General features: G+C 65.4%; 16 protein-coding genes. 15 read left to right on the top strand and 1 reads right to left on the bottom strand.

Annotated elements, in window-relative coordinates; all coding sequences use genetic code 11:
- Positions 1-200 precede the first annotated feature (200 nt).
- The 8 genes from GTZ97_RS06020 to GTZ97_RS05985 all read left to right on the top strand — a co-directional run bounded on the left by GTZ97_RS06020 (position 201) and on the right by GTZ97_RS05985 (position 9,091).
- The gene (locus GTZ97_RS06020) at positions 201-815 is read left to right on the top strand and encodes an outer membrane beta-barrel protein (protein WP_161649676.1); all 615 of its coding nucleotides are present in this window, start codon (positions 201-203) and stop codon (positions 813-815) included.
- A gap of 77 nt (positions 816-892) precedes the next feature.
- A complete protein-coding gene (gene polA, locus GTZ97_RS06015) occupies positions 893-3,751 on the top strand; it encodes a DNA polymerase I (RefSeq protein ID WP_161649675.1) in 2,859 nt (952 codons plus the stop codon).
- A 99-nt stretch (positions 3,752-3,850) separates the two neighbouring features.
- The gene (ppk1, locus tag GTZ97_RS06010) at positions 3,851-5,914 is read left to right on the top strand and encodes a polyphosphate kinase 1 (RefSeq protein WP_330863558.1); all 2,064 of its coding nucleotides are present in this window, start codon (positions 3,851-3,853) and stop codon (positions 5,912-5,914) included.
- Positions 5,915-5,949: 35 nt separating this feature from the next.
- Positions 5,950-6,462: a SixA phosphatase family protein gene (locus tag GTZ97_RS06005; RefSeq protein WP_161649674.1), complete on the top strand. Its 513-nt coding sequence runs from the start codon at positions 5,950-5,952 to the stop codon at positions 6,460-6,462.
- 28 nt (positions 6,463-6,490) lie between these two features.
- Positions 6,491-6,958 carry a YbgC/FadM family acyl-CoA thioesterase gene (locus GTZ97_RS06000; protein WP_161649673.1) on the top strand — a complete coding sequence of 156 codons (468 nt, stop codon included), beginning with the start codon at positions 6,491-6,493 and terminating at the stop codon, positions 6,956-6,958.
- A gap of 65 nt (positions 6,959-7,023) precedes the next feature.
- Positions 7,024-7,740 carry a protein TolQ gene (gene tolQ / locus GTZ97_RS05995; protein ID WP_161649672.1) on the top strand — a complete coding sequence of 239 codons (717 nt, stop codon included), beginning with the start codon at positions 7,024-7,026 and terminating at the stop codon, positions 7,738-7,740.
- Position 7,741: 1 nt separating this feature from the next.
- Complete coding sequence (locus GTZ97_RS05990; protein WP_161649671.1) at positions 7,742-8,176, top strand: biopolymer transporter ExbD; 435 nt, start codon at positions 7,742-7,744, stop codon at positions 8,174-8,176.
- 3 nt (positions 8,177-8,179) lie between these two features.
- Entirely contained in the window at positions 8,180-9,091 is a 912-nt protein-coding gene (locus GTZ97_RS05985) for an energy transducer TonB (RefSeq protein ID WP_161649670.1), read from the top strand.
- On the opposite strand, the gene GTZ97_RS05980 is transcribed toward GTZ97_RS05985, so the two are convergent.
- Positions 9,069-9,821 (bottom strand): multinuclear nonheme iron-dependent oxidase, encoded by a 753-nt coding sequence (locus GTZ97_RS05980; protein WP_236651047.1) that lies wholly within the window; start codon positions 9,819-9,821, stop codon positions 9,069-9,071. The two genes, GTZ97_RS05985 and GTZ97_RS05980, sit on opposite strands and share 23 nt — an antisense overlap.
- 131 nt (positions 9,822-9,952) lie before the next feature.
- Here GTZ97_RS05980 and GTZ97_RS05975 point away from each other — a divergent pair, with 131 nt between their 5' ends.
- The 7 genes from GTZ97_RS05975 to flhF all read left to right on the top strand — a co-directional run bounded on the left by GTZ97_RS05975 (position 9,953) and on the right by flhF (position 22,694).
- A complete protein-coding gene (locus tag GTZ97_RS05975) occupies positions 9,953-12,517 on the top strand; it encodes a GspE/PulE family protein (protein WP_161649668.1) in 2,565 nt (854 codons plus the stop codon).
- A 258-nt stretch (positions 12,518-12,775) separates the two neighbouring features.
- Positions 12,776-14,698 (top strand): PrkA family serine protein kinase, encoded by a 1,923-nt coding sequence (locus GTZ97_RS05970; protein ID WP_161649667.1) that lies wholly within the window; start codon positions 12,776-12,778, stop codon positions 14,696-14,698.
- 48 nt (positions 14,699-14,746) lie between these two features.
- Entirely contained in the window at positions 14,747-16,048 is a 1,302-nt protein-coding gene (locus GTZ97_RS05965) for a YeaH/YhbH family protein (RefSeq protein ID WP_161649666.1), read from the top strand.
- On the top strand, positions 16,045-17,601 hold the full coding sequence (locus GTZ97_RS05960) for a SpoVR family protein (protein WP_161649665.1): 1,557 nt from the start codon (positions 16,045-16,047) through the stop codon (positions 17,599-17,601). The genes GTZ97_RS05965 and GTZ97_RS05960 overlap by 4 nt, the downstream gene beginning before the upstream one ends.
- Positions 17,602-17,734: 133 nt before the next feature.
- Positions 17,735-18,904: a flagellar biosynthesis protein FlhB gene (gene flhB, locus GTZ97_RS05955; protein WP_161649664.1), complete on the top strand. Its 1,170-nt coding sequence runs from the start codon at positions 17,735-17,737 to the stop codon at positions 18,902-18,904.
- Positions 18,901-21,006 (top strand): flagellar biosynthesis protein FlhA, encoded by a 2,106-nt coding sequence (gene flhA / locus GTZ97_RS05950; protein WP_161649663.1) that lies wholly within the window; start codon positions 18,901-18,903, stop codon positions 21,004-21,006. Before flhB ends, flhA begins: the two co-directional genes overlap by 4 nt.
- Positions 21,003-22,694, top strand: coding sequence for a flagellar biosynthesis GTPase FlhF (flhF, locus tag GTZ97_RS05945; RefSeq protein ID WP_161649662.1), 1,692 nt, complete (start codon positions 21,003-21,005; stop codon positions 22,692-22,694). The genes flhA and flhF overlap by 4 nt, the downstream gene beginning before the upstream one ends.
- Positions 22,695-22,697: the final 3 nt, after the last annotated feature.

Below are 22,697 nucleotides of genomic sequence, written 5' to 3'. Positions count from 1 at the left end.
AGAAGGGGGGAAATCCTGTCAAGTCTGGCATCTGGGGAAAGCTCGGGGCCGCTGTTTCAGCGTAAACCCTCAGCGCCTTCGGGATGCCGAGCGTGAGATTGTAGAAGTCGATGTGGCAGACTCGGCAAAAATCCGATGCGATGCCATGCCCCATGGGTGCTGGCACCGCGTTGTCATCTACCGAGGACCGGCCCTTTACCATGAGCAAGACTGTTTCCCGCACCGTTTCGAAACTCGCCGCGGCCCTGCCCGTGGCCTTGGCCCTGGCCAGCGCGCCTGGCTTTGCGCAGGTCATGCAGCCGCAGTCGGCCCCCTTGGGCGTCTACGGCGGCATCAACGCCGGTATCGGTGTGTATGAGTGGGATTGCGGTACCAGCTGCGGCCGCACCTCGTTCAGCGGCAAGCTCTTTGGTGGCAAGCGCCTGACACCGGGCCTCGCGGCCGAGGTCAACTACATGTTCTTCGGACGGGTGGATAACGCCAACAATGCCGGTCTGGCAGCTCAGACCAACATTGCAGCCGAAGACCGCAAGGTGACTGCACTGACGCTGGGCATCAACTGGGAAGTCGAGTTGCTGCACCACTTCACCAACCACCTGCGCGCCGGTTTTGCCCGTGTCAAGCGTGACCAGGACATCGACCGTCCCGACGGCAGCTTTGAGTCGAGCACGTCTTACCGCACGGCGCCGTATGTGGGCGCGGGTCTGTCGTTCCGGGTGGCGCGAGACATCCGCATGAACACCAGCTTTGACTACATCGTTGATGGTAAGAGCAGCCTGTATCTGTTCTCGGTCGGTGGCTCGATGGAGTTCTGATTCCCTGGCCGTTTGATGCCGCATGATGCCGTTTCCGGGCGGCTGGCGCGCGGCAATTTCACCGCACAATCCGGGGCATGACTGCCCCGGTTTCCATTTCTGAGTCGGCTGATGCCGCCGCGCTGCCCACCTTGTTGCTGGTGGACGGCTCCAGCTACCTGTATCGCGCCTTTCATGCCATGCCCGACCTGCGCGGGCCGAACGGCGAGGCGACCGGGGCGATTCACGGCATGGTCAACATGCTGGGCTGGATCCGTGACCACTTGAACGCCGAGCATGCCGTGTGCGTGTTCGACGCCAAAGGGCCCACCTTCCGCGACGCGTGGTACCCCGAGTACAAGGCGCATCGCCCCCCGATGCCCGATGACCTGCGCAGCCAGATTGAGCCCATCCATGAAGTGGTGAAGCTGCTGGGTTGGCCGGTGCTGGAGGTGCCCGGCATTGAAGCGGACGATGCCATTGGCACGCTGGCGCGGGTAGGTGTGGCCTCAGGCCACAAGGTGGTCATTTCAACCGGCGACAAGGACATGGCCCAGCTGGTCAACGGCCGCGTGTCGCTGATCAACACCATGGCCAAGCCGCCCGAGGTGCTGGATGAGGCCGGTGTGCTGGCCAAGTTCGGTGTGCCGCCCGAGCGCATCATCGACTACCTCACGCTGATCGGCGATGCGGTGGACAACGTGCCTGGTGTCGAGAAGGTCGGCCCCAAGACCGCTGCTAAGTGGATTGCCGAGCACGGCTCGCTGGAAGGCGTCATGGCGGCGGCCGCCAGCATCAAGGGCGTGGCCGGCGAGAACCTGCGCAAGGCGCTGGACTGGTTGCCGCAGGGGCGGCGACTCATCACCGTCAAGTGCGATTGCGACCTGACGGGCCATGTGTCTACATGGCCAGGCCTGGATGCCCTGGCCATGAAGGCGCCCGACCTGCCTGGCCTGCTGGATTTCTACACGCGCTTCGGCTTCCGCTCGGCCCGGGCCGAGATCGAGCGCCTGCTCAAGGGCCAGGCCGGCGCGTCGTCGACGGGCGCCCCCGTCACGGTGTCTGGTGCGGCAGTGGCCCCGGGCGGCACGGGTGACCTCTTTGCCGACCCGCCGGCGCCCCACACGTTGCCCGAGGCTGCGTGCGTCACGTCCACCTGCTACGACACCATCCTGACCTGGGCCGATTTCGAGCGCTGGCTCGCGCGCATCCGGGCAGCCGAGCTGGTGGCCTTCGACACCGAGACCGACTCGCTCGAATCGATGCGTGCGCGCATTGTCGGCCTGTCGTTCAGCGACAAGGTGGGCGAAGCCTGCTACATCCCGTTGCGCCACGAAGGGCCGGATGCGCCCGAGCAGTTGCCGCTGGACGAGGTGCTGGCCCGCCTCAAGCCCTGGTTTGAAGACGAGTTGCGGCCCAAGCTGGGCCAGCACATCAAGTACGACACCCACGTGCTGGCCAACCATGGCATCACCGTGCGTGGCTACCGCCACGACACCATGCTCGAGAGCTATGTGCTCGAAGCCCATCGCAAGCACAACCTTGGCGATCTGGCCTTGCGATACGTGGGCCGCGCCGGTCTGAGCTACGAAGATGTGGCCGGCAAGGGCGCCCAGCAGATTCCGTTTGCTCAGGTGGCGGTCGATCGCGCCGCGCAGTACTCGTGCGAGGACAGCGACCTGACCCTGGCCGTGCACCAGGCCCTGTGGCCTCAGTTGCAAGCGGAGCCGGGGCTCAAGGACATCTATGAGCGTTTCGAGATGCCTACCTCACGCGTGTTGCAGCGCATCGAGCGCAACGGCGTGCTGATCGACAAGGCCTTGCTGCAGCAGCAAAGCCATGAACTGGCGCAGCGCATCATGGCGCTGGAGCAGGAGGCCTATGCGCTCGCCGGCCAGCCCTTCAACCTGGCTTCACCCAAGCAACTGGGCGAGATCCTGTTCGTCAAGCAGGGCCTGCCCGTCGTGAAGAAGACGGCCACGGGCGCGCCATCCACCAACGAAGAGGTGCTGGAAAAACTCGCCGAAGATCACCCGCTGCCCGCGCGCATCCTGGAGCACCGCAGTCTGGCCAAGCTCAAGTCCACCTACACGGACAAGCTGCCACTGATGATCAACCCCGATACGGGTCGGGTGCACACCAACTACGCGCAGGCCGTGGCCGTCACCGGGAGGCTGGCCAGCAACGACCCGAACCTGCAGAACATCCCCGTGCGCACGACCGAAGGGCGCCGCATCCGCGAAGCCTTCATTGCGCCGCCGGGGCACGTCATCGTCAGCGCCGACTACTCGCAGATCGAGTTGCGCATCATGGCCCACATCTCGCAGGACGAGAACCTGCTGCGCGCGTTCGCCGACGGCGTCGATGTGCACAAGGCGACCGCCAGCGAGGTGTTCGGCGTGCCGGTGGACGAGGTATCGAGCGAGCAGCGCCGCTATGCCAAGGTCATCAACTTCGGTCTGATCTACGGCATGAGCGGTTTCGGTCTGGCGCAGAATCTGGGTATCGAGCGCAGCGCGGCCAACGCCTACATTGAGCGTTACTTCCAGCGCTTTGCCGGGGTCAAGCGCTACATGGACGACACTCGCGCCCAGGCCAAGGCCCAGGGCTATGTCGAAACGGTGTTCGGTCGCCGTTTGTGGCTGCCTGAGATCAACAGCGGCAACGGCCCCTTGCGAGCCGGGGCTGAGCGCGCCGCCATCAACGCGCCCATGCAGGGCACGGCCGCCGACCTCATCAAGCTGGCCATGGTGGCCGTACAGGACACGCTCGACGCGGAAGGACGCGCTTCTAAGATCATCATGCAGGTGCACGATGAACTGGTGCTGGAAGTGCCCGAGGCCGAGCTGGACTGGGTGAAGGCGGCAGTGCCTCGCATGATGGCCTCGGTGGCCACCTTGCGCGTGCCCCTGCTGGCCGAAGTGGGGGCTGGTCCGAACTGGGAAGCCGCGCATTGACGGCGTGTCACGGAACTGTCATCAATTCGCCAGCTCCAATCGATAAACTCAAAGCGGCCGGCGTCATGCCGGTTTTTCGCTGGTTTTGCTGGGGGATGTGTGCCGTTTTCCGTGGTGTCGCCTGAGGTATCAAGTCTGAAGCTGCTCAGCCGTGAGCAGGCCATTCTGGAGTTCAACCGGCGGGTGCTCGCCCAGGCTCAGCGCGAAGACGTCCCCCTGCTGGAACGCTTGCGCTACATCTGCATCGTCTCGTCCAACCTTGACGAGTTCTTCGAGGTGCGGTTTGCCGACGTGCTGGAGGCTGCCCGCACACGCGGTACCGGCATCGGACCTGACGACATCGCCCAGGCCACCCAACTCGCTCAGGCGCTGGTCGAAGACCAGTACCGCATCTTCAATGACGAGTTGGCCCCCGCCTTGCAGCAAGCCGGCATCTTCATCCTCAATCACGCCGATCGCAACGACGCGCAGCGCGAATGGGTGGCGCGTTTCTTCCGCCGGCAGGTGCAGCCGCTGCTGGTGCCCATCGGGCTGGATCCGTCCCATCCATTCCCCCAGGTCGCCAACAAGTCGCTGAACTTCATCGTGCGGCTGGGTGGCAAGGACGCGTTCGGGCGCGACAACGACATCGCCATCGTGCGCATTCCGCGTGTGCTGCCACGGGTGATCCGCATGCCGGCCGAGCTATCGGGCGGGCAGCAGGCTTTCGTGCTCTTGTCGAGCGTGATCCGGGCCCACCTGGATGAGCTCTTCCCCGGGCGAGACATTGTTGCGTTCTCGCAGTTCCGGCTCACGCGGGATTCGGACATCGAAGTCGACGAAGACGACGTGACCGACCTGCGCCAGGCGCTGCGCACCAAGATGAGCACGCGGCAGTTCGGCCGCGCCGTGCGGCTGGAAGTCGTGCGCTCATGCCCAGCCGATTTGTCGGATTTCTTGCTCGAGCAGTTCGATGTGGATCCGCAGGCCTTGTTCAAGGTGCACGGCCCCGTCAACCTGGTGCGGTTGACGCAGCTGATCGATCAGGTGGATGCCGATGCGCTGCGCTTCCCGGCTTACATGCCAGGCTGGCCCGAGGGCCTTCCAGAGACCGGCCTGTTTGACCGGGTGCGGCAGGGCGATTGTCTGTTGCATCATCCCTTCGAATCGTTCGAGGCCGTGGTGCAGTTCCTCCGCGAGGCGGTGCACGACCCCGATGTGCTGGCCATCAAACAGACCATCTACCGCACGGGCAGCGAGTCGGTGCTGATGGACCTGCTGCTCGAGGCCGTGCGCCGTGGCAAGGAGGTTCTGGCCGTGGTCGAACTCAAGGCCCGCTTCGACGAAGAGGCCAACATCAACTGGGCCGAACGGCTCGAAGCCCTGGGCGCGCAGGTCGTCTACGGCATCGTGGGGCTCAAGACCCACGCCAAGATGATGCTGATCACCCGCCGCGAGGGCACGCGCCTGCGCCGGTACGCCCACCTGTCCACTGGCAACTACAACCCGCGCACGGCACGGCTCTACACCGATGTGGGTTACCTCACGGCCGATCCGGAGCTCACCGCCGACATCGACGGCGTGTTCCAGCAGCTGTCCAGCCTGACGCAGCTCAAGGCCCCGCGCCAGCTGCTGCTGGCCCCGTTCAACCTGCAGACGCACATGCTGCGGCTGACCGAGCGTGTGGCCCAGGCGGCGCGCGAAGGCGCCATGGCCCGCATCGTCATCAAGGTCAACTCGCTGACCGACGAGGTGCTGGTGCGCGCGCTGATCGCCGCTGGCCAGGCTGGTGCCAACATCGACCTCATCGTGCGTGGCGCCTGTATCCTGCCGCCTGGCTTGCCTGGCCTGACCGACCACATCCGCGTGCGCTCGGTGGTGGGGCGCCTGCTGGAGCACCCCCGTATCTTTTACTTCTGCTGGGGACCCGGCGAGCACGACGAGCAACTCTATCTGTCGAGCGCCGACTGGATGAACCGCAACATGACGCGCCGCATCGAGGCGGCGTGGCCCGTGCGAGACCCGGCCTTGCGCCAGCGCGTGATCGACGAGGCCCTGGTGCCGTACCTTCATGATGCGCGCGACGCGTGGGTGCAGCAGCCCGACGGACGCTACGAACGCGTGCCGCCGCTGGGCCACAGCGCGCAGCAGGCGCTGATGGCACGCCACGGCGCGCGCGACTGAACACGCGCGGCCTTATCGGATCACAGGAGACCCGCATGGACCTCATTCTGTGGCGCCACGCCCAGGCCGAAGCCTTGCCCCTGCCGGAGGGCGCCACGGTCACCGCGGGCGCGCTCACCATCGAGATCGACTGGGCAGCCGACCTCGCCCGGGAGCTCACGCCCAAGGGCCATCGACAGGCCGCAGCCATGGGGGCCTGGTTACGGGGTCGTCTGCCAGATGACGCCCGCGTGCTGGTAAGCCCGGCACAGCGCGCTCAGCAGACGGCTCTGGCGCTCGGGCGCACATTCAAGACCGTGCGGGCGATCGACCCTCGCGCCGATGTGGACGCCGTGCTGCGGGCCGCGCGGTGGAGTGGAGAGACAGGGGGTACCGTGGTCGTCGTGGGCCACCAGCCGACGCTGGGGATGGTGGCCGCCCGCCTGATGACCGGCCAAGATCTGGCCTGGTCGGTGCGCAAGGGGGGCGTGTGGTGGCTGCGCAGCCGGGCGCGTCAGGGCGACCAGCGGCTCGTGCTGCATGCGGTCGTGAACCCTGAGACGCTCTGAGGTCGTTCTGCCCGGCGATAATGCCGGGATGAGCCTTGAGCCCGGGACTGGTGACGTGTCACCGCATTTCCATATTGAACTCCGCGTGTACTGGGAGGACACCGACGCCGGCGGCATCGTGTTCTACGGCAACTACCTCAAGTTCATGGAGCGGGCCCGCACGGACTGGCTGCGGGCACTCGGCTTCAGCCAGGAAGCCATGCGCCAGCAGGGTGCCGGCATGTTCGTGGTGACTGCCACCGCCCTCAAGTACGAGTTGCCCGCGCGCCTGGACGATGTGCTGCGTGTCACCGTCACGCTGGCGGAGCGCGGCCGCGCCTCGCTGTCCTTTCATCAGGCCGTATGGCGCGGCACGGAACGCCTGACCCAAGGCGAGATCCGAGTGGGTTGGGTGGCTCCCGACGCCAGCGGTCGTCTGCGGCCCGGGCGGTTGCCTGTGGCGGTGGTCGAGGCCTTGCCCGATCCGGTCACGCCATCGGCCCGCCGAGACTCATGAGTCACCTGAATCGTTGAATCCTTTGAGCCGGTCTGCGCCGGCAAGCAGCCAACCGAGATCTGCCGATGAACCAAGACATGTCGATCCTGTCCCTCGTGATGCAGGCCAGCCTGGTGGTCCAGCTGGTCATGGCGCTGCTGTTGGGCGTCTCGCTCGTGAGCTGGAGCGTCATCTTCGCCAAGGCCATCGGCCTGCGCAAGGTGCGCGACGACAACGCCGAGTTCGACCGCGAATTCTGGTCCGGCCGTACGTTGCAGGAGCTCTATCAGGACGCCTCACGCACCGACGGTCCGCCGTCCCCGCAGGAGCGCATTTTTGCGGCCGGCATGCGTGAGTTCATGAAGTTGCGTGAACGCCGTGTGGCCGATGTGGGTTCGTTGCTGGATGGCGCCCGACGCGCCATGCGGGCCAGCTACCAACGCGAGCTGGATGTGATGGAGGCACGGCTCGATTTTCTGGGTTCGGTGGGCTCGGTGTCGCCCTATGTCGGCCTGTTCGGCACGGTGTGGGGCATCATGCACGCGTTCACCGGGCTGTCCAATCTGCAGCAGGTCACGCTGGCCACCGTGGCCCCCGGCATCGCCGAAGCCCTGGTGGCCACGGCCATCGGCCTGTTTGCCGCCATTCCCGCCGTGCTGGCCTACAACCGATTCGTGCGCGACATTGACCGCATCGCCTCCCAGCTTGAGTCCTTCATGGACGAGTTCTCCAACATCCTGGCGCGCAACGTGCCGGCCGCCGGTGCGGTGACCGAGCCGCCCCGGGCCATGCAGGGGCGTTGACATGGCCGAGCAGATGGGCCGCCGGGGGCGGCGTGTGCGCAACGAGATCAACATGGTGCCGTTCATCGACGTCATGCTGGTCCTGCTCATCATCTTCATGGTGTCGGCACCTCTGATGCCGACCGGTGTCGTGGACCTGCCCAGCGTGGGCAAGGCCCAGCAGCCGCCGCAGCAGGTCATCGAACTGGTGGTCGAGGATGAGGCGAGGGTGCGCGTGCGAGTGAACCAGCGCGATGTGGACACCTATGCCATCGAGGCGCTGGCCGAGCAAGTCAGGCTGCTGCAGGCGCAGGCCGAAGGCGGCCCTGCGCAGTCGCCAGTCATCATCAGCGCACGCAAGGACCTGCGCTATGACACGGTGATCCAGGTGATGGATCGCCTGCAACGCGCCGGGGTGGCCCGCGTCGGCCTGTCTGTGCGCACCACGGGAGCGTGATCCATGGTGTCGCCCTGGACGCCTGCCGTGCCTGAAGGTCGTCTCTTGCGCCCGCAGACCAACGAGCCCTTGCGTCAGGGGGCGGTCATGGCGGTTGGCGCGCACCTGTTGCTGGTCGGCGCGCTCGCCCTGGGTGTGAGCTGGAAGGTCACCGAGGTGCAGGTGGCCGAAGCCGAGGTCTGGGCCGAGGTCCCGACCGTGGCCGCGCCGCCCCCCCCGCCGCCGGCACCAGCGCCCCGCCCCCAGCCTGTTGCTGAGCCGCCCAGGCCTACGCCGGCCCCCCCGCCCAAGCCGGCACCGGAGCCCCCACCCCCGCCAGCGCCGAAGCCTGACATCGTCGTGGCACCCGAGCCCAAGAAGCCGCCCAAGCCCAAGCCGCCGGTGGAGGTGTTCGAGAGCACGCCGCCCAAGCGGCAGGTGCAGCCACCGCCCAAGCCGGCCCCCGAGCCCCCGCCCCGCCCGGAGCCCCGACCTGAGCCGAAGCCTGCGCCCAGGGAGCCGACGCGCGCCGAGCCGAAAGCGCCGGCCACGCCGCCAGGGCCCACAGCAGCCGAACGCGAAGCGCAGCGCAAGGCCCACATGGCGCGCATGATGTCCGAACTTGGATCTCTGGACAGCACGGGCAGCGACGCTCGCACGGCCGGGCCGAGTGACAACTACGCCGGGCGCATCAAGGCGCGCATCAAGCCGCACATCGTCTTTACCGATCTGATCCAGGGCAACCCGGTGGCCGTGGTCGAGCTGCGCTGCGGGCCGGACGGGCGCATCCTGTCGAGCCGGCTCGTGAGTGCCTCTGGCGTTCCCGCCTGGGATGCGGCGGTCCTGCGGGCCATCGAACGCACCGAGGTGCTGCCTGCCAACGAGCAGGGGCGGGTGCCCCAGGTGATCGAGATCAGCTTCCGTCCGCGCGACTGAACGCCTGGTGGGCCAGCCTCGCCTCGTCGGCCAGCACGGCGGGGGCTGGCGCCGGGCCTTGCCATTTGATGCGCAAGGGCTTGGGCCCCCAATGGGTGCACAGCTCATCCACCAGATCCCACAGCGCGTCGGGCACGCGTTGATCGGCCTGAGCGACCGGCTCGTGCCAGCGCTGTTGTCCGCCGATTTCCAGGCGGCCCACACAGGTGCCGGGAAGCTGGTTCACCGTCTGCCGCACCAGCGCCATCGCGGCGTGGGTGTCACGGACGGCGGCGTGGGCCCGCAGCAGCGCCTCGTGCAGGTCGACCGCCAGCGGGCAGCCTGTCTGCAGGCTCAGCGCCACCAGCGACTCCAGGCCCCGATGGTCGCCGGGCTCCGGCAAGGCGGTGGGGCGCAACAGCCCGGTCAGCCCGGGGTGAGCGGTCTGCCAGGCGCGCATGGCCAGCGCCCAGTCTTGCCTGGCAGCCTCGGTGGGCTCGGTCCACACCAGCGCGGCGGCCCGGCCGGCTGGTGCCGGCACGTCGTCGGGCGCGCAGCGCCAGGTCAGCGACACCAGCGCACCGTCTGGCCACGCACTCATCGGATCTTCCAGGTGCAGGGCCGTGTCCTTCGGAAGGAGGGACCACAGCGAGCGGCCGAATGTGGCCTGTGGGCCCAACGCAGGAGGCAGGTCGACGAACACCCTGGGGATCGCCCCGAGTGGGGATGGGTCGCGGTCAGTGTGGTGCATGGTGCTGACGGGGAATGTGCCTCGATTCTGTCGTTTTTCTGCTCTCCTGTGGTGTCAGATTTTCATAGGATGCAGGGAGCATGCGCGTGGCGTTCGCCTGGGCCGGCGGCGCGCGTGCTGGAAGGAACACGATGTCTGATACACGACCGCAAGCGCTGGATGCCGCCACCCTCGAATGGGAGCCGGCGACGCCCTCGGCCACATTCGAGCCAGAGGGCTTTGTCTGGCCCATGCCGCCGTTTGACGCCTACCCCCGGGCGCAGGCGCAACACCACCACGAGCCTTGCGACATCGTCGGCCTCAACGGGCGGGTCATGCACGGGCGGCTGAACTTTTTCGTCCCTGAACAACTCGTGGCCCACATCCAGGTGCCGCCTGCCCGCACCACCATGCCGCTGCGCTTTGGCCACTTCCAGTGTCTGCGGCTGACCCGGGCCATCGTGCCGCGCGACACGGTGGCCAGCGGGCTGATGCCGCTGCAAGATGGCAGCGAGCGGCCCGTGAGCACCTACCGCATCGCACTGAACAACGGCGATGTGCTGGCCGGCGAAACCATTGGCCATGTCGAGCGCGAGTTCGGCTGTTTCCTGTTCCCGCCGATTGACGAGCACGGTGCTGTCGTGCGCTTGTTCGTCCCACGCGAGGTCATCGCCCAGGCCGAGTTTCAGGATGCTGCGCCGCACGACGCACAGCCAGATCCCTTCGCCGTGCCTGCCTTGCCTCCCGAGGCCGTCGCCCCGCCTGTGGCGACCGCCGCCGCCCCCGCGGCGCCCGTGACGCCTCGCGCGGCCCGCGTGGGCGACGCGTTGCTGACCCAGCTGGTCACCACGCCGGAGCAGCTCACACAGGCCATCGAGGCGCAGAGCCGCATGCCCATGGTGCGCATCGGCGAGGCGTTGATTGCCATGGGGCTGATCACGGAAGACGAGCTCCACGAGGCGCTGAGTCAGCAGCAAAGCGACCGTGCGGTGCCGCTGGGAGAGCTGTTGGTGCGCCTGGGCCTCATCACCCGGCAGGATCTGCTGCAGGCGCTGGCGCGCAAGATGGGCTACCCGCTGGTCGACCTCAACCGCTTCCCGATTGACCCTGATGCGCTGAACAAGGTGCCGTTCAACGTCGCGGCACGGCTGACGGTGGTGCCGCTCATGGCGCGCGACTCCACCCTGGTGGTGGCGGTGGAAGACCCGAGCAAACGCCTCACGCTGTCCGAACTCGAGTTCATCACCCAGTGCAAGGTCGTGCCCGTGCTGGCGCAGTCGCTACAGCTGGAGCTGGCCCTGCGCGATGCCTACGGCAAGCTGGGCGCCGATGTGTCGTCTCTCGCCTTCAAGGACACCCATCTGCCCAATGTGGATTTCGACGCGCTGGATTCCGGCAAGCTGGTCGAAAGCCTGGAGCGCGAGGGCATGGACGTGCTGGGCCCCGAGGACGAGAAATCCATCGAGCAGAGCGACAACTCGCTCGTGCGGCTGATCAACACCATGATTGTCGAGGCCTACTCGCAAGGCGTCTCCGACATCCACATCGAGTGTCATCCCGGACGCGAAAAGGTCAAGATCCGCTTCCGCAAGGACGGGCTGCTCGTGCCCTACCTGGAGCTGCCGCACAACTACCGCAGCGCCGTGATCGCCCGCATCAAGATCATGTGCGATCTGGACATCTCCGAGCGGCGCAAGCCACAGGACGGCAAGATCAACTTTGCGCGCTTCGTCCCCCAATACCGCATCGAGCTGCGCGTGGCCACCATCCCGACCAACAACGGTCTGGAAGACATCGTGATGCGGTTGCTGAGTTCGGCCAAACCGATGCCGCTGGACAAGCTGGGTCTGAGCCCCGTCAACCTCAGCCGCTTCAAGGAGGCATTGGAGCGGCCCTATGGCCTGATCCTCTGCGTGGGCCCCACCGGCTCGGGCAAGACGACCACGCTGCATTCGGCGCTCAGTTACATCAACGTGCCCGAGCGCAAGATCTGGACGGCGGAAGACCCCGTTGAGATCACCCAGCCAGGCTTGCGCCAGGTTCAGGTCAACCCCAAGATCGACTGGACGTTTGCCAAGGCGCTGCGGGCTTTTCTCCGGGCTGATCCGGACGTCATCATGATCGGCGAAATGCGCGACCACGAGACGGCGACCATGGGCATCGAGGCCTCGTTGACCGGCCACCTGGTGCTCACCACGCTGCACACCAACAGTGCGCCCGAGACCGTGACCCGTCTGCTCGACATGGGCATGGACCCGTTCAGCTTTGCCGACGCGCTGCTGTGCGTGATCGCGCAGCGGCTGGTGCGTCGGCTGTGTACGTCGTGTCGCGTCGAAGAGCCGGCCAGCCCTGAAGCGGTGGAAGACCTGCTGCAGGAGTATCTGCAGGCCTTTCCTAAGGACGGCACTGCCCCGACGCACGACGCGGTGCTGGAAGACTGGGTACGCCGCTTCGGCAAGGAAGGCCAACTCATGCACTACACCAACACCGGCTGCGAACATTGCAGCCACACGGGCTTCAAGGGCCGCGTGGCCATCCATGAGCTGATGGAGGTCGACCGGGAACTGCGCCGCCTGATTCAGACAGGCTCGCGCGCCGACGAGCTGCAAAACGAGGCGATGCGCCATGGCATGCGCACGCTGCGCCAGGACGGCATCGAGAAGGTGCTGGCCGGGTTGACCTGCATGGAAGAGGTGCGCGCGACCAGCAATACCTGACTCAGGCGGAGTGCAGACCGCACGAAACCGGGGTCTGTTGTTCACGTGCCGCACGCAAAGGCCAAAAAAGGTGCAAGATAGTCAACAACGAAGCCGTCAAAGTGGTAGGCGAAAGCGGGTCTAGTCCCGCGATGCCGCAATGACGATTTCCTCGATCTTTGGTGTCAAGGCGATGCAGCAGCGGTCGCGCCGGTTCACCAGGCAGATCCGGCCCCACCCAGCGGCATCCGTGTTCCAGGCGATGGTTCGGAGGTCGGTATGGACGTGATCAGCAACTTCGCAGCCCGTTACGAGCGAACGCGCGAAGAGGAGTACACCCTCGAGGAGTACCTCGAGATCTGCAAACGCGACAAGATGGCCTACGCGACCGCTGCAGAGCGGATGCTGCAGGCCATTGGCGAGCCGCAGATGATCGACACCCGCAATGATCCGCGCCTGTCGCGCATCTTTGCGAACAAGGTCATCAAGATCTACCCGGCCTTCGAAGAGTTCTACGGCATGGAAGACGCCATCGAGCAGGTGGTGAGCTACTTCCGGCATGCCGCACAAGGCCTGGAAGAAAAGAAACAGATTCTGTATCTGCTGGGCCCTGTGGGCGGCGGCAAGTCGTCCATAGCCGAGCGCCTGAAACTGTTGGCCGAGAGGGTGCCGTTCTACGCCATCAAGGGCTCGCCGGTGAACGAGTCTCCGCTGGGCTTGTTCGACCCAGCCGAAGACGGCCCCATCCTCGAGAAGGAATACGGCATTCCCCGCCGTTACCTGCAGCGCATCCTGAGCCCCTGGGCCGTCAAGCGGCTGGAGGAGTTCGGTGGCGACATCCGCCAGTTCAAGGTGGTCAAGCGCTACCCCAGCATCCTCAAGCAGGTGGGCATCGCCAAGACCGAGCCGGGCGACGAGAACAACCAGGACATCAGCTCGCTGGTCGGCAAGGTCGACATCCGCAAGCTCGAAACCTATGCCCAGGACGACCCGGACGCCTACAGCTACTCCGGGGGCCTGTGTCTGGCCAACCAGGGCCTGCTCGAGTTCGTGGAAATGTTCAAGGCGCCCATCAAGGTGCTGCACCCGCTGTTGACGGCCACCCAAGAGGGCAACTTCAAGGGTACCGAGGGTTTCGGTGCCATCCCCTTCGATGGCGTCGTACTGGCCCACTCGAACGAAAGCGAGTGGAAGGCCTTCCGCAACAACAAGAACAATGAGGCCTTCCTCGACCGGATCTACATCGTCAAGGTGCCATACTGCCTGCGCGTCAGCGAAGAGATCAAAATCTACGAAAAGCTGATTCGTACCTCGTCGCTGTCTCAGGCGCCCTGTGCGCCCGGCACGCTCAAGATGATGAGCCAGTTCGCTGTACTGACCCGCTTGAAGGAGCCTGAGAACTCGAGCATCTTCAGCAAGATGCAGGTCTACGATGGCGAGAACCTCAAGGACACCGACCCGAAGGCCAAGTCCATCCAGGAGTACCGCGACTATGCGGGCGTCGACGAGGGCATGAGTGGCATCTCCACGCGCTTTGCGTTCAAGATCATTTCCAAGGTCTTCAACTTCGACAGCACGGAGGTCGCTGCCAACCCGGTGCACCTGATGTATGTGCTGGAGCAACAGATCGAGCGCGAGCAGTTCCCTGCCGAGACCGAGCAAAAGTACATCGCCTACATCAAGGAGATGCTGGCGCCGCGCTATGCCGAGTTCATTGGCAAGGAGATCCAGACCGCGTATCTGGAGAGCTACTCCGAGTACGGCCAGAACATCTTCGACCGTTATGTGACGTACGCCGACTACTGGATCCAGGATCAGGAGTTCCGCGATCCGGATACGGGCGAGATCTTCGACCGCGCGGCGCTGAACGCCGAGCTGGAGAAGATCGAGAAACCGGCCGGCATCGCCAACCCCAAGGACTTCCGCAACGAGATCGTCAATTTCGTGTTGCGGGCCCGGGCCAACAACGGTGGCAAGAACCCGCTGTGGACCAGCTACGAGAAGCTGCGTACGGTGATCGAGAAGAAGATGTTCAGCAACACGGAAGAGCTGTTGCCGGTCATCAGCTTCAACGCCAAGGCCAGCGCGGACGAAGCCAAGAAGCACGAGGATTTCGTCAACCGCATGGTGGAGAAGGGTTACACGCCCAAGCAGGTTCGCCTGCTGTGCGAGTGGTATCTGAGGGTGCGAAAGTCGTCTTGATGGCAGACCCTGCGACGCGACTGACCGGATGAAACGGCGGACAGCAACATGACTCGTCAACACATCATCGACAGACGCCTCGCGGGGAAGAACAAGTCCATCGGCAACCGCGAGCGCTTTCTGCGTCGCTACAAGACGCAGGTGCGCGAGGCCGTGCAGCGCGCGATCAACGGGCGCAGCATCCGCGACATCGAGAAGGGCGAGGACATCGCCATTCCGAAGAAGGACCTGTCGGAACCCACGTTTCGCCACGGCGACGGCGGCACCCGCGAGGTCGTTCACCCCGGCAACACCGAGTACGTGGCGGGCGACCGCATCGAGAAGCCGCAAGGCCAGGGTGGGCAGGGCGGTGGTGGCTCGCAGGCCAGCGACTCTGGCGAGGGTGAAGATGATTTCGTCTTCACATTGAGCAAGGAAGAGTTCATGCAGGTCTTCTTCGAAGACCTCGCTTTGCCCAACCTCGTGCGCACGGCGCTTGCCGAGGTGCCCGAGTGGAAGAGTCACCGGGCAGGCTTCACCAGCGACGGCACGCCCAACAACCTGCACGTGGTGCGCTCGATGCGCGGCGCGCTGGGCCGCCGCATTGCATTGGGGGCCAGCAGCCGCCGTGAAATGCGCGAGCTGGAAGCCCGCCTGGCCGAGCTGCGCACCGCAGAGGACACCGGCGATGCGGCCCTGGTGCGCGAAGGCGCGGCTGAGATCGAGGCCATCGAGGCGCGCCTGCAGCACCTGCGGGGCAAGGTGACCGGCATTCCCTACCTCGATCCGATCGACCTGCGTTATCGCAGCCGCGTCAAGGTGCCGGTGCCGACCACCAAGGCGGTGATGTTCTGCGTGATGGACGTCTCGGGTTCGATGGACGAGCAGCGCAAAGAGCTGTCCAAACGCTTCTTCATCCTGCTCTACCTGTTCCTCACCCGGCATTACGACAAGATCGAGCTGGTCTTCATCCGCCACCACACCCAGGCAGCCGAGGTGACGGAAGACGAGTTCTTCCACGCCACGGAAACGGGCGGCACGGTGGTCTCCAGCGCGCTGGTCTTGCTCGACGAGATCATCCGGGCGCGTTACCCCACCAGCGAGTGGAACCTGTATGTGGCGCAGGCATCCGACGGTGACAACTGGCACCACGATTCGAGCCGTTGCCGCGAGATCCTCGACAACAAGATCCTGCCGCTGGTGCGCTATTTCGCTTACGTGCAGGTGGCGCAGACCGAGCAGAACCTGTGGGACGAGTACATGGCGCTGGCTGACAGCCACAGACACTTCGCGATGCGCAAGGTGCTGGAGGCCTCGCAGATCTATCCGGTGTTCAGGGAGCTGTTCAAGAAGGAAGGAGTGGACGCATGAGTGCGCTGCTTTCACCCACCCACCTGGACAAGCCGCTGCCCGGCCCGTCAGACTGGTCGTTCGAGCTCATCGAGTCCTACCACCATGTGATTCGCACGACGGCCCAGCGCTATGGTCTGGACACCTATCCCAACCAGCTCGAGATCATCACCGCCGAGCAGATGATGGATGCCTACGCCAGCGTGGGCATGCCGGTGAACTACCGGCACTGGTCGTATGGCAAGGAGTTCATCGCCACAGAGAAGAACTACCGCCGCGGCTACATGGGGCTGGCCTACGAGATCGTGATCAACTCCAATCCCTGCATCAGCTACCTGATGGAGGAGAACACCATGGCCATGCAGGCCCTGGTGATCGCGCATGCGGCCTACGGACACAACAGCTTCTTCAAAGGCAATTACCTGTTTCGCATGTGGACGGATGCGGGGTCGATCATCGACTACCTCGTCTACGCCAAGAACTACATCGCGCAGTGCGAAGAGCGCCATGGCATTGACGCGGTCGAGGAGTTTCTCGATTCCTGTCACGCGTTGCAGAACCATGGGGTGGACCGCTATCGACGCCCGGGCAAGCTCTCGCTGAGCAAGGAACTGGCGCGGCGCGAAGAGCGCGAGGCTTATCTGCAGCAGCAGGTCAATGACTTGTGGCGCACGCTGCCGCGGCGGGCGGATCGCCCGGAAGAGGAGGCCGTCAAGCGCTTCCCGGCCGAGCCTCAGGAGAACTTGCTCTACTTCATCGAGAAGAATGCGCCATTGTTGGAGCCCTGGCAGCGCGAGATTGTGCGCATCGTGCGCAAGATCGCCCAGTATTTCTACCCGCAGCGCCAGACGCAGGTGATGAACGAGGGCTGGGCGACCTTCTGGCACTACACACTGCTCAACACGATGTACGACGACGGTTGGTTGACCGACGGCATCATGCTCGAGTGGCTGCAATCGCACACCAATGTGGTCTACCAGCCGCCGGTGGGGCACCGGGCTTACAGCGGGCTCAACCCCTATGCGCTGGGCTTTGCGATGTACACCGACCTCAAGCGCATTTGCGAGGCCCCGACCGACGAAGACCGGGCCTGGTTCCCGGATTTCGCGGGCTCCGCTGTCGGTACGTCAAAAGGGGCGCATGCGTGGCTGAAGACCCTGGATTACGCCATGCGGAATTTCAAAGATGAGAGCTTCATCGGCCAGTTCCTCAGCCCCAAGGTGATGCGCGACTTCCGGCTGTTCGCCATCCGCGACGAAGAAGACGACAGCGAGTACGAGGTCAGTGCCATCCACGACGACAGCGGCTACCGCCGCTTGCGCGAAACGCTGTCCCGTCAGTACGACCTCGGCAGTCGTGAGCCCAATATCCAGGTCTGGAGCGTGAACCTGCGGGGCGACCGCTCGCTGACGCTGCGCCACACCCAGCACAATGGCCGGCCGCTGAACGATGGCACGCGCGAGGTGCTCAAGCACGTGGCGCGACTCTGGGGCTTCCCAGTGCACCTCGAAAGCGTCGATGGCCGCGGCGACGTGCGCCAGCAATGGACGATGGTGCCCGCCTCGATGGAGTGAGGCCTCCGCACCGCTGCACGGTTTCCACCATGCACAACAACGGGGAATAAGCGCCCGCCGGCCCTGCTTATCTCGCTAAAGTCGCGCCCCCAGTGGCGAAGAATGGCAACCAGACCGCCGTTCCTCGCCCACCATGTCCGAAGAAAACAGCCAAGACAAGCAGTTGCCCGCCACCGAGCGGAAACTGCAGAAAGCCCGGGAGGAGGGCAATGTCGTCCGCTCGCGCGATCTCGGCCACTTTCTGGTGGTGCTGGCGGCGACCGGGGTGCTGCTGGGGTTGACGCCCGTCTGGGTGGCCCGGCTCAACGAACAGGTCAGCGCCGGGCTGCGTTTCGACGCCCGCACGGTGGCAGCGCCCGAGATGATGGTCCTGCGCCTGGCCCAGTGGGCGCTCGAAGCGCTGTGGATGGTGGTGCCCTTCGGCCTGCTGATCGCCGTGGCCTCGGTGGCCGCCGGGGTGCTGGCCGGCGGCTGGGTCATGTCCTTCAAATCGCTGGCCCCGAAATTCAGCAAGCTCAACCCCATCAGCGGTATCGGCAATGTCTTTTCGAAGAAGCAGCTGATCGATGCGCTCAAGGGCAGCCTGCTGGCCATCATCCTGGGCAGCGTGGGTGCCCTGGTGCTGTATCAGTCCTGGCCCTCGATGGTGGACCTGCTGGCGCGTCCACTGCCGGCCGCATTCGCCGACCTGGGGCGCACCATCGGCAAGGTGCTGGGCTTGATGCTGCTGGTGATTGCCGCCTTCGCCCTGATCGACTGGCCGCTGCAGAAGTTCCTGTTCGCTCAGCGCATGCGCATGAGTCACCAGGAAGTCAAGGACGAGCTCAAGCAGACCGAAGGCAACATCGAGATGAAGGGCCGCATGAAGCAGAAGATGCGCGAGATGTCGCGCAGGCGAATGCTGGCGGCGGTGCCCAAGGCGGATCTGGTTGTCATGAACCCCACCCATTACGCGGTGGCGTTGCGCTATGACGAGGGCTCGATGGGTGCGCCGCGCGTGGTGGCCAAGGGCGTGGATGTGCTGGCGCTGAAGATCCGCGACGTGGCCAAGGAGCACCGTGTGCCGGTGCTGGAAGCGCCGCCGCTGGCACGTGCGCTCTACGCACACACCGAGCTGGACATGGAGATCCCCGTGGCCCTGTACAGCGCTGTGGCCCAGGTGCTGGCCTACGTGTTCCAGCTGCGCCAGGCCATGACCGGGGCTGCCCCCATGCCCGGCAACATGCCCGACCTGGATGTGCCGGCCGACATGGACCCCCACAACAGCCCGCGCCCCAACGTGACGGAAGAAGGTGACGCATGAACCCCCTGCTGCAACAGCTTCAACGACTGACCGGCGGCAACGTCCGCCAGTTCCAGACTGTGGCCGCCCCGATGGTGGTCATCGTGATCCTGTCGCTGATGGTGCTGCCGCTGCCACCGCTGGTGCTGGACATGTTCTTCACCATCAACATCGCGTTGTCGCTGATGGTGATGATGGTCGCAGCCACCATGCTCAAGCCGCTGGATTTCGCCGCCTTCCCGGCCGTGCTGCTGCTGACCACCTTGCTGCGCCTGTCGCTCAACGTGGCCTCCACCCGTGTGGTGCTGATGGAGGGGCATACCGGCAGCGGCGCGGCCGGCAAGGTGATCGAGGCCTTCGGTCATTTCCTGATCGGCGGCAACTTCGCCGTCGGCCTGATCGTGTTTGCTGTGCTGGTGGTGATCAACTTCGTGGTGATCACCAAGGGTGCAGAGCGGATTGCCGAGGTGAGCGCCCGCTTCACGCTGGACGCCATGCCAGGCAAGCAGATGGCCATCGATGCCGACCTGAGCGCCGGTCTGATCGATGAGAAGGAGGCCAAGCGTCGCCGTCGCGAAGTGGGCGAGGAAGCCGAGTTCCATGGCTCCATGGACGGTGCATCCAAGTTCGTGCGGGGCGATGCCATCGCCGGCATCCTGATCCTGTTCATCAACATCATCGGTGGCATGGTGATTGGCCTGGTGCAGCACAACATGTCGGCTGGCGACGCGGCCGATGCCTATGTGGTGCTGGCCATTGGCGATGCGCTGGTCGCGCAGATTCCGGGCCTGCTGATCTCGGTGGCTGCCGCGGTGGTGGTTTCTCGAGTGGGCAAGGACCAGGACGTCGGTGGCCAGATCAAGGCGCAGATGTTCGAGAACCCCAAGGTCATCGGCACGGTGGCCGGCATCATCGGCTTGCTGGGCGTGATTCCGGGCATGCCGGCGCTGATCTTTCTGCCGGTGGCCGGGGCACTGGGTTATGGCGCCTGGGCGCTGCAGCAAAAGCAGGCGGCCGCCCGCAAGGCGCCCGCGCCGACCGAGCCTCAGGCAGCCGCCCCCAACCCCAATGGCGAAGCCAGCTGGGACGACCTGCAGCCGGTGGACATCCTCGGCCTGGAAGTGGGCTACCGCCTGATCCAGCTCGTCGACAAGGAGCGTGGTGGCGACCTGCTCAACCGCATCAAGGGCGTGCGCCGCAAGTTCGCGCAAGAGGTCGGCTTTCTGCCGCCATCGGTCCACATCAAGGACAACCTGGAGCTGCGCCCCAGCGTCTACCGCATCACGCTGCGTGGCGCCGTGGTGGGCGAGGGCGAGGTGTTCCCCAACATGCTGATGGCCATCAACCCCGGCCATGTGGTCAACCCGATCGCGGGCACGGCCGCGGTCGACCCCGCCTTCGGACTGCCCGCCGTGTGGATCGAAGAACGCCAGCGGGATGCGGCGCAAATGGCGGGCTACACCGTCGTTGATCCCTCGACCGTGGTGGCCACCCATCTTTCACACTTGATGCAACTCCATGCGGCCAAGCTCCTGGGCCGGGTCGAGACCCAGCAACTGGTCGAGCATGTGACGAAACTGGCTCCGAAACTGATCGAAGACGTGATTCCCAAGATGGTCGGCATCGCAACCCTGCAAAAAGTGCTCCAGCTGCTGCTGGAAGAGGGCGTGCACATCCGCGACATGCGCTCGATCATTGAAACCATCGCCGAACAGGCCGCCATCATGCCCAACGTGGTCAACGACCCGGCCGAACTCGGCCGCCGCATCCGCATCGGTCTGGCCCCGGCCATCGTGCAGCAGATCTACGGCCCGGTGCGCGAGCTCGACGTGATTGCCATCGACCCCGACCTGGAGCGCCTGCTGACCCAAGCGCTGACTTCGGCCAACGGCCCCATGCTCGACCCGGGCGTGGCCGACCACCTGACGCGCGAGGCCGCCGAGGCCAGCAACCGTCAGGAGAACCTGGGTCAGCCCGCTTGCCTGCTGGTGCCGGACGTCATCCGGCCGTCGGTGGCCCGCCTGCTCAAGCGCGCCGCGCCGCGTCTGAAGGTGCTGGGCCACAGCGAAATCCCTGAGACCCATTCGATCCGCATCGGTACCCTGATTGGAGGCCACGCATGAACGTCAAACGCTTTACTGGACGGACCAGCCGTGAGGCCATGCAGAAGGTCAAGGCGGCGTTCGGCGACGACGCCGTCGTGCTGTCGACCAAGCCGGCTGCCGAAGGTGGCATCGAGATCCTGGCCATGGCTGGCGACAGTGTCCAGGCCGCCGAGCGCCTGGCCACGGATCACGTCGATGCCGGTCACCACGCAGCGCACGAGGCGACGCCCGCGCGCAAACCTGCTGCCCAGCAGGCGCTGCAAGGCGTCTCCGCCCTCGCGGCGACCGTGCAGGACGATGTCAAGCAACTGGCCATGAGCACGCTGTCCTTTCAGGACTATGTGCGCGAGCGCATGCTGCGTCGCCGTCAGGCCGCGTTGCAGGCCCAGGACCGCACCGAGCCTGCGCTGGCTGCCACGCCGGAGGAGCAACTGCAACAGCGCTTCGCCGCCCCGCAGCCCGCTGCACGGCCGGCCGTGGTGCCTCCCGTGGACCTGGGCGAAGGCCTGGTGCATCCGAATGTGAGCGCCGAGGCGCGCCGTGCGCCGGCCCGTGCTGCGGCCTCGGCCCAGCCTGATCGCGCACAGGCCGAGCGTGTGCAGGCCGAGCGCATGTCGCAGGAGCGTGCATCCCTGGCCGCTTCGGCCCACGCGGATCTGACCTTCGATCAGGTATCGCCCCGTCGCGAGACGCCGCGCGCTGCTGCAGGGCCCGACACCGCCACAGCCGATGCGCTGCGTGCAGCACAGGAAGCCAATGCGGCCATGCTGGGCGAGCTGCGCTCGCTGCGCGCCATGATGAAGGAGCGCTTCGAAACCATGGCTTTCATCGAGAAGCTGGGCCGCACGCCGGCCCAGGCCACGCTCGCGCAGCGTCTGCTCGATGGGGGCTTCTCGGCCGTGCTGATCCGCAAGATGCTCGACGCCATGCCGGCCGAGGTGAGCAGCGGGGCGCACGACGAAGTGAACTGGGCCACCCAGGTGTTGCAGCGCAACCTGAACACGGCCGACCAGGAGCCCGCCATCGAAGACCGCGGCGGTGTCTTTGCCCTGATCGGCTCGACGGGTGTGGGCAAGACCACGACCACGGCCAAGCTGGCAGCCGCCTTTGCGGCCAAGCATGGCGCGGCCAACCTGGGTCTGATCACGCTGGACGCCTACCGGGTGGGCGCGCACGACCAGCTGCGTGCCTATGGTCGCATCCTCGGTGTGCCCGTGCACATGGCCCACGACCGCGCCGCGCTGGAAGACCTGCTCGAGTTGCTGTCGGGCAAGAAGCTGATCCTGATCGACACCGCTGGCATGGCCCAGCGCGACAGCCGCACCAAAGAGCTGCTCGACATGCTGGCTCACCCCAGCATCCGCAAGCTGCTGGTCATCAACTCGGCCACCCAGGGCGATGCGATTGAGGATGTGATGCAGTCCTACCAGGTGTCATCGTGCGCTGGCGTGGTGCTGTCCAAGCTGGACGAGGCCGTGAAGCTGGGGCCGGCGCTGGATGCGTTAATTCGTCACAAATGTAAGGTTTTGGGTGTGGCGAACGGACAGCGGGTGCCGGAAGATTGGCATCGTCTGTCGTCGCATGCACTGGTGCACCGCGCCCTGCGCGCCAGCCTCAACCCGGCCTACCGCCTGGATCTTGATGAGGTGAACCTGGTGTTCTCGATGCCTGCCACGACCGAAGCTGCGCCCGTCCGTCCCGTCTGAGCC

The sequence above is a fragment of the Aquabacterium fontiphilum genome, from assembly GCF_009909205.1.
GTDB lineage: Bacteria > Pseudomonadota > Gammaproteobacteria > Burkholderiales > Burkholderiaceae_C > Aquabacterium > Aquabacterium fontiphilum.
Note: the sequence above shows the minus strand (reverse complement) of the source record. Positions and strands in the feature narration are given on the sequence as shown.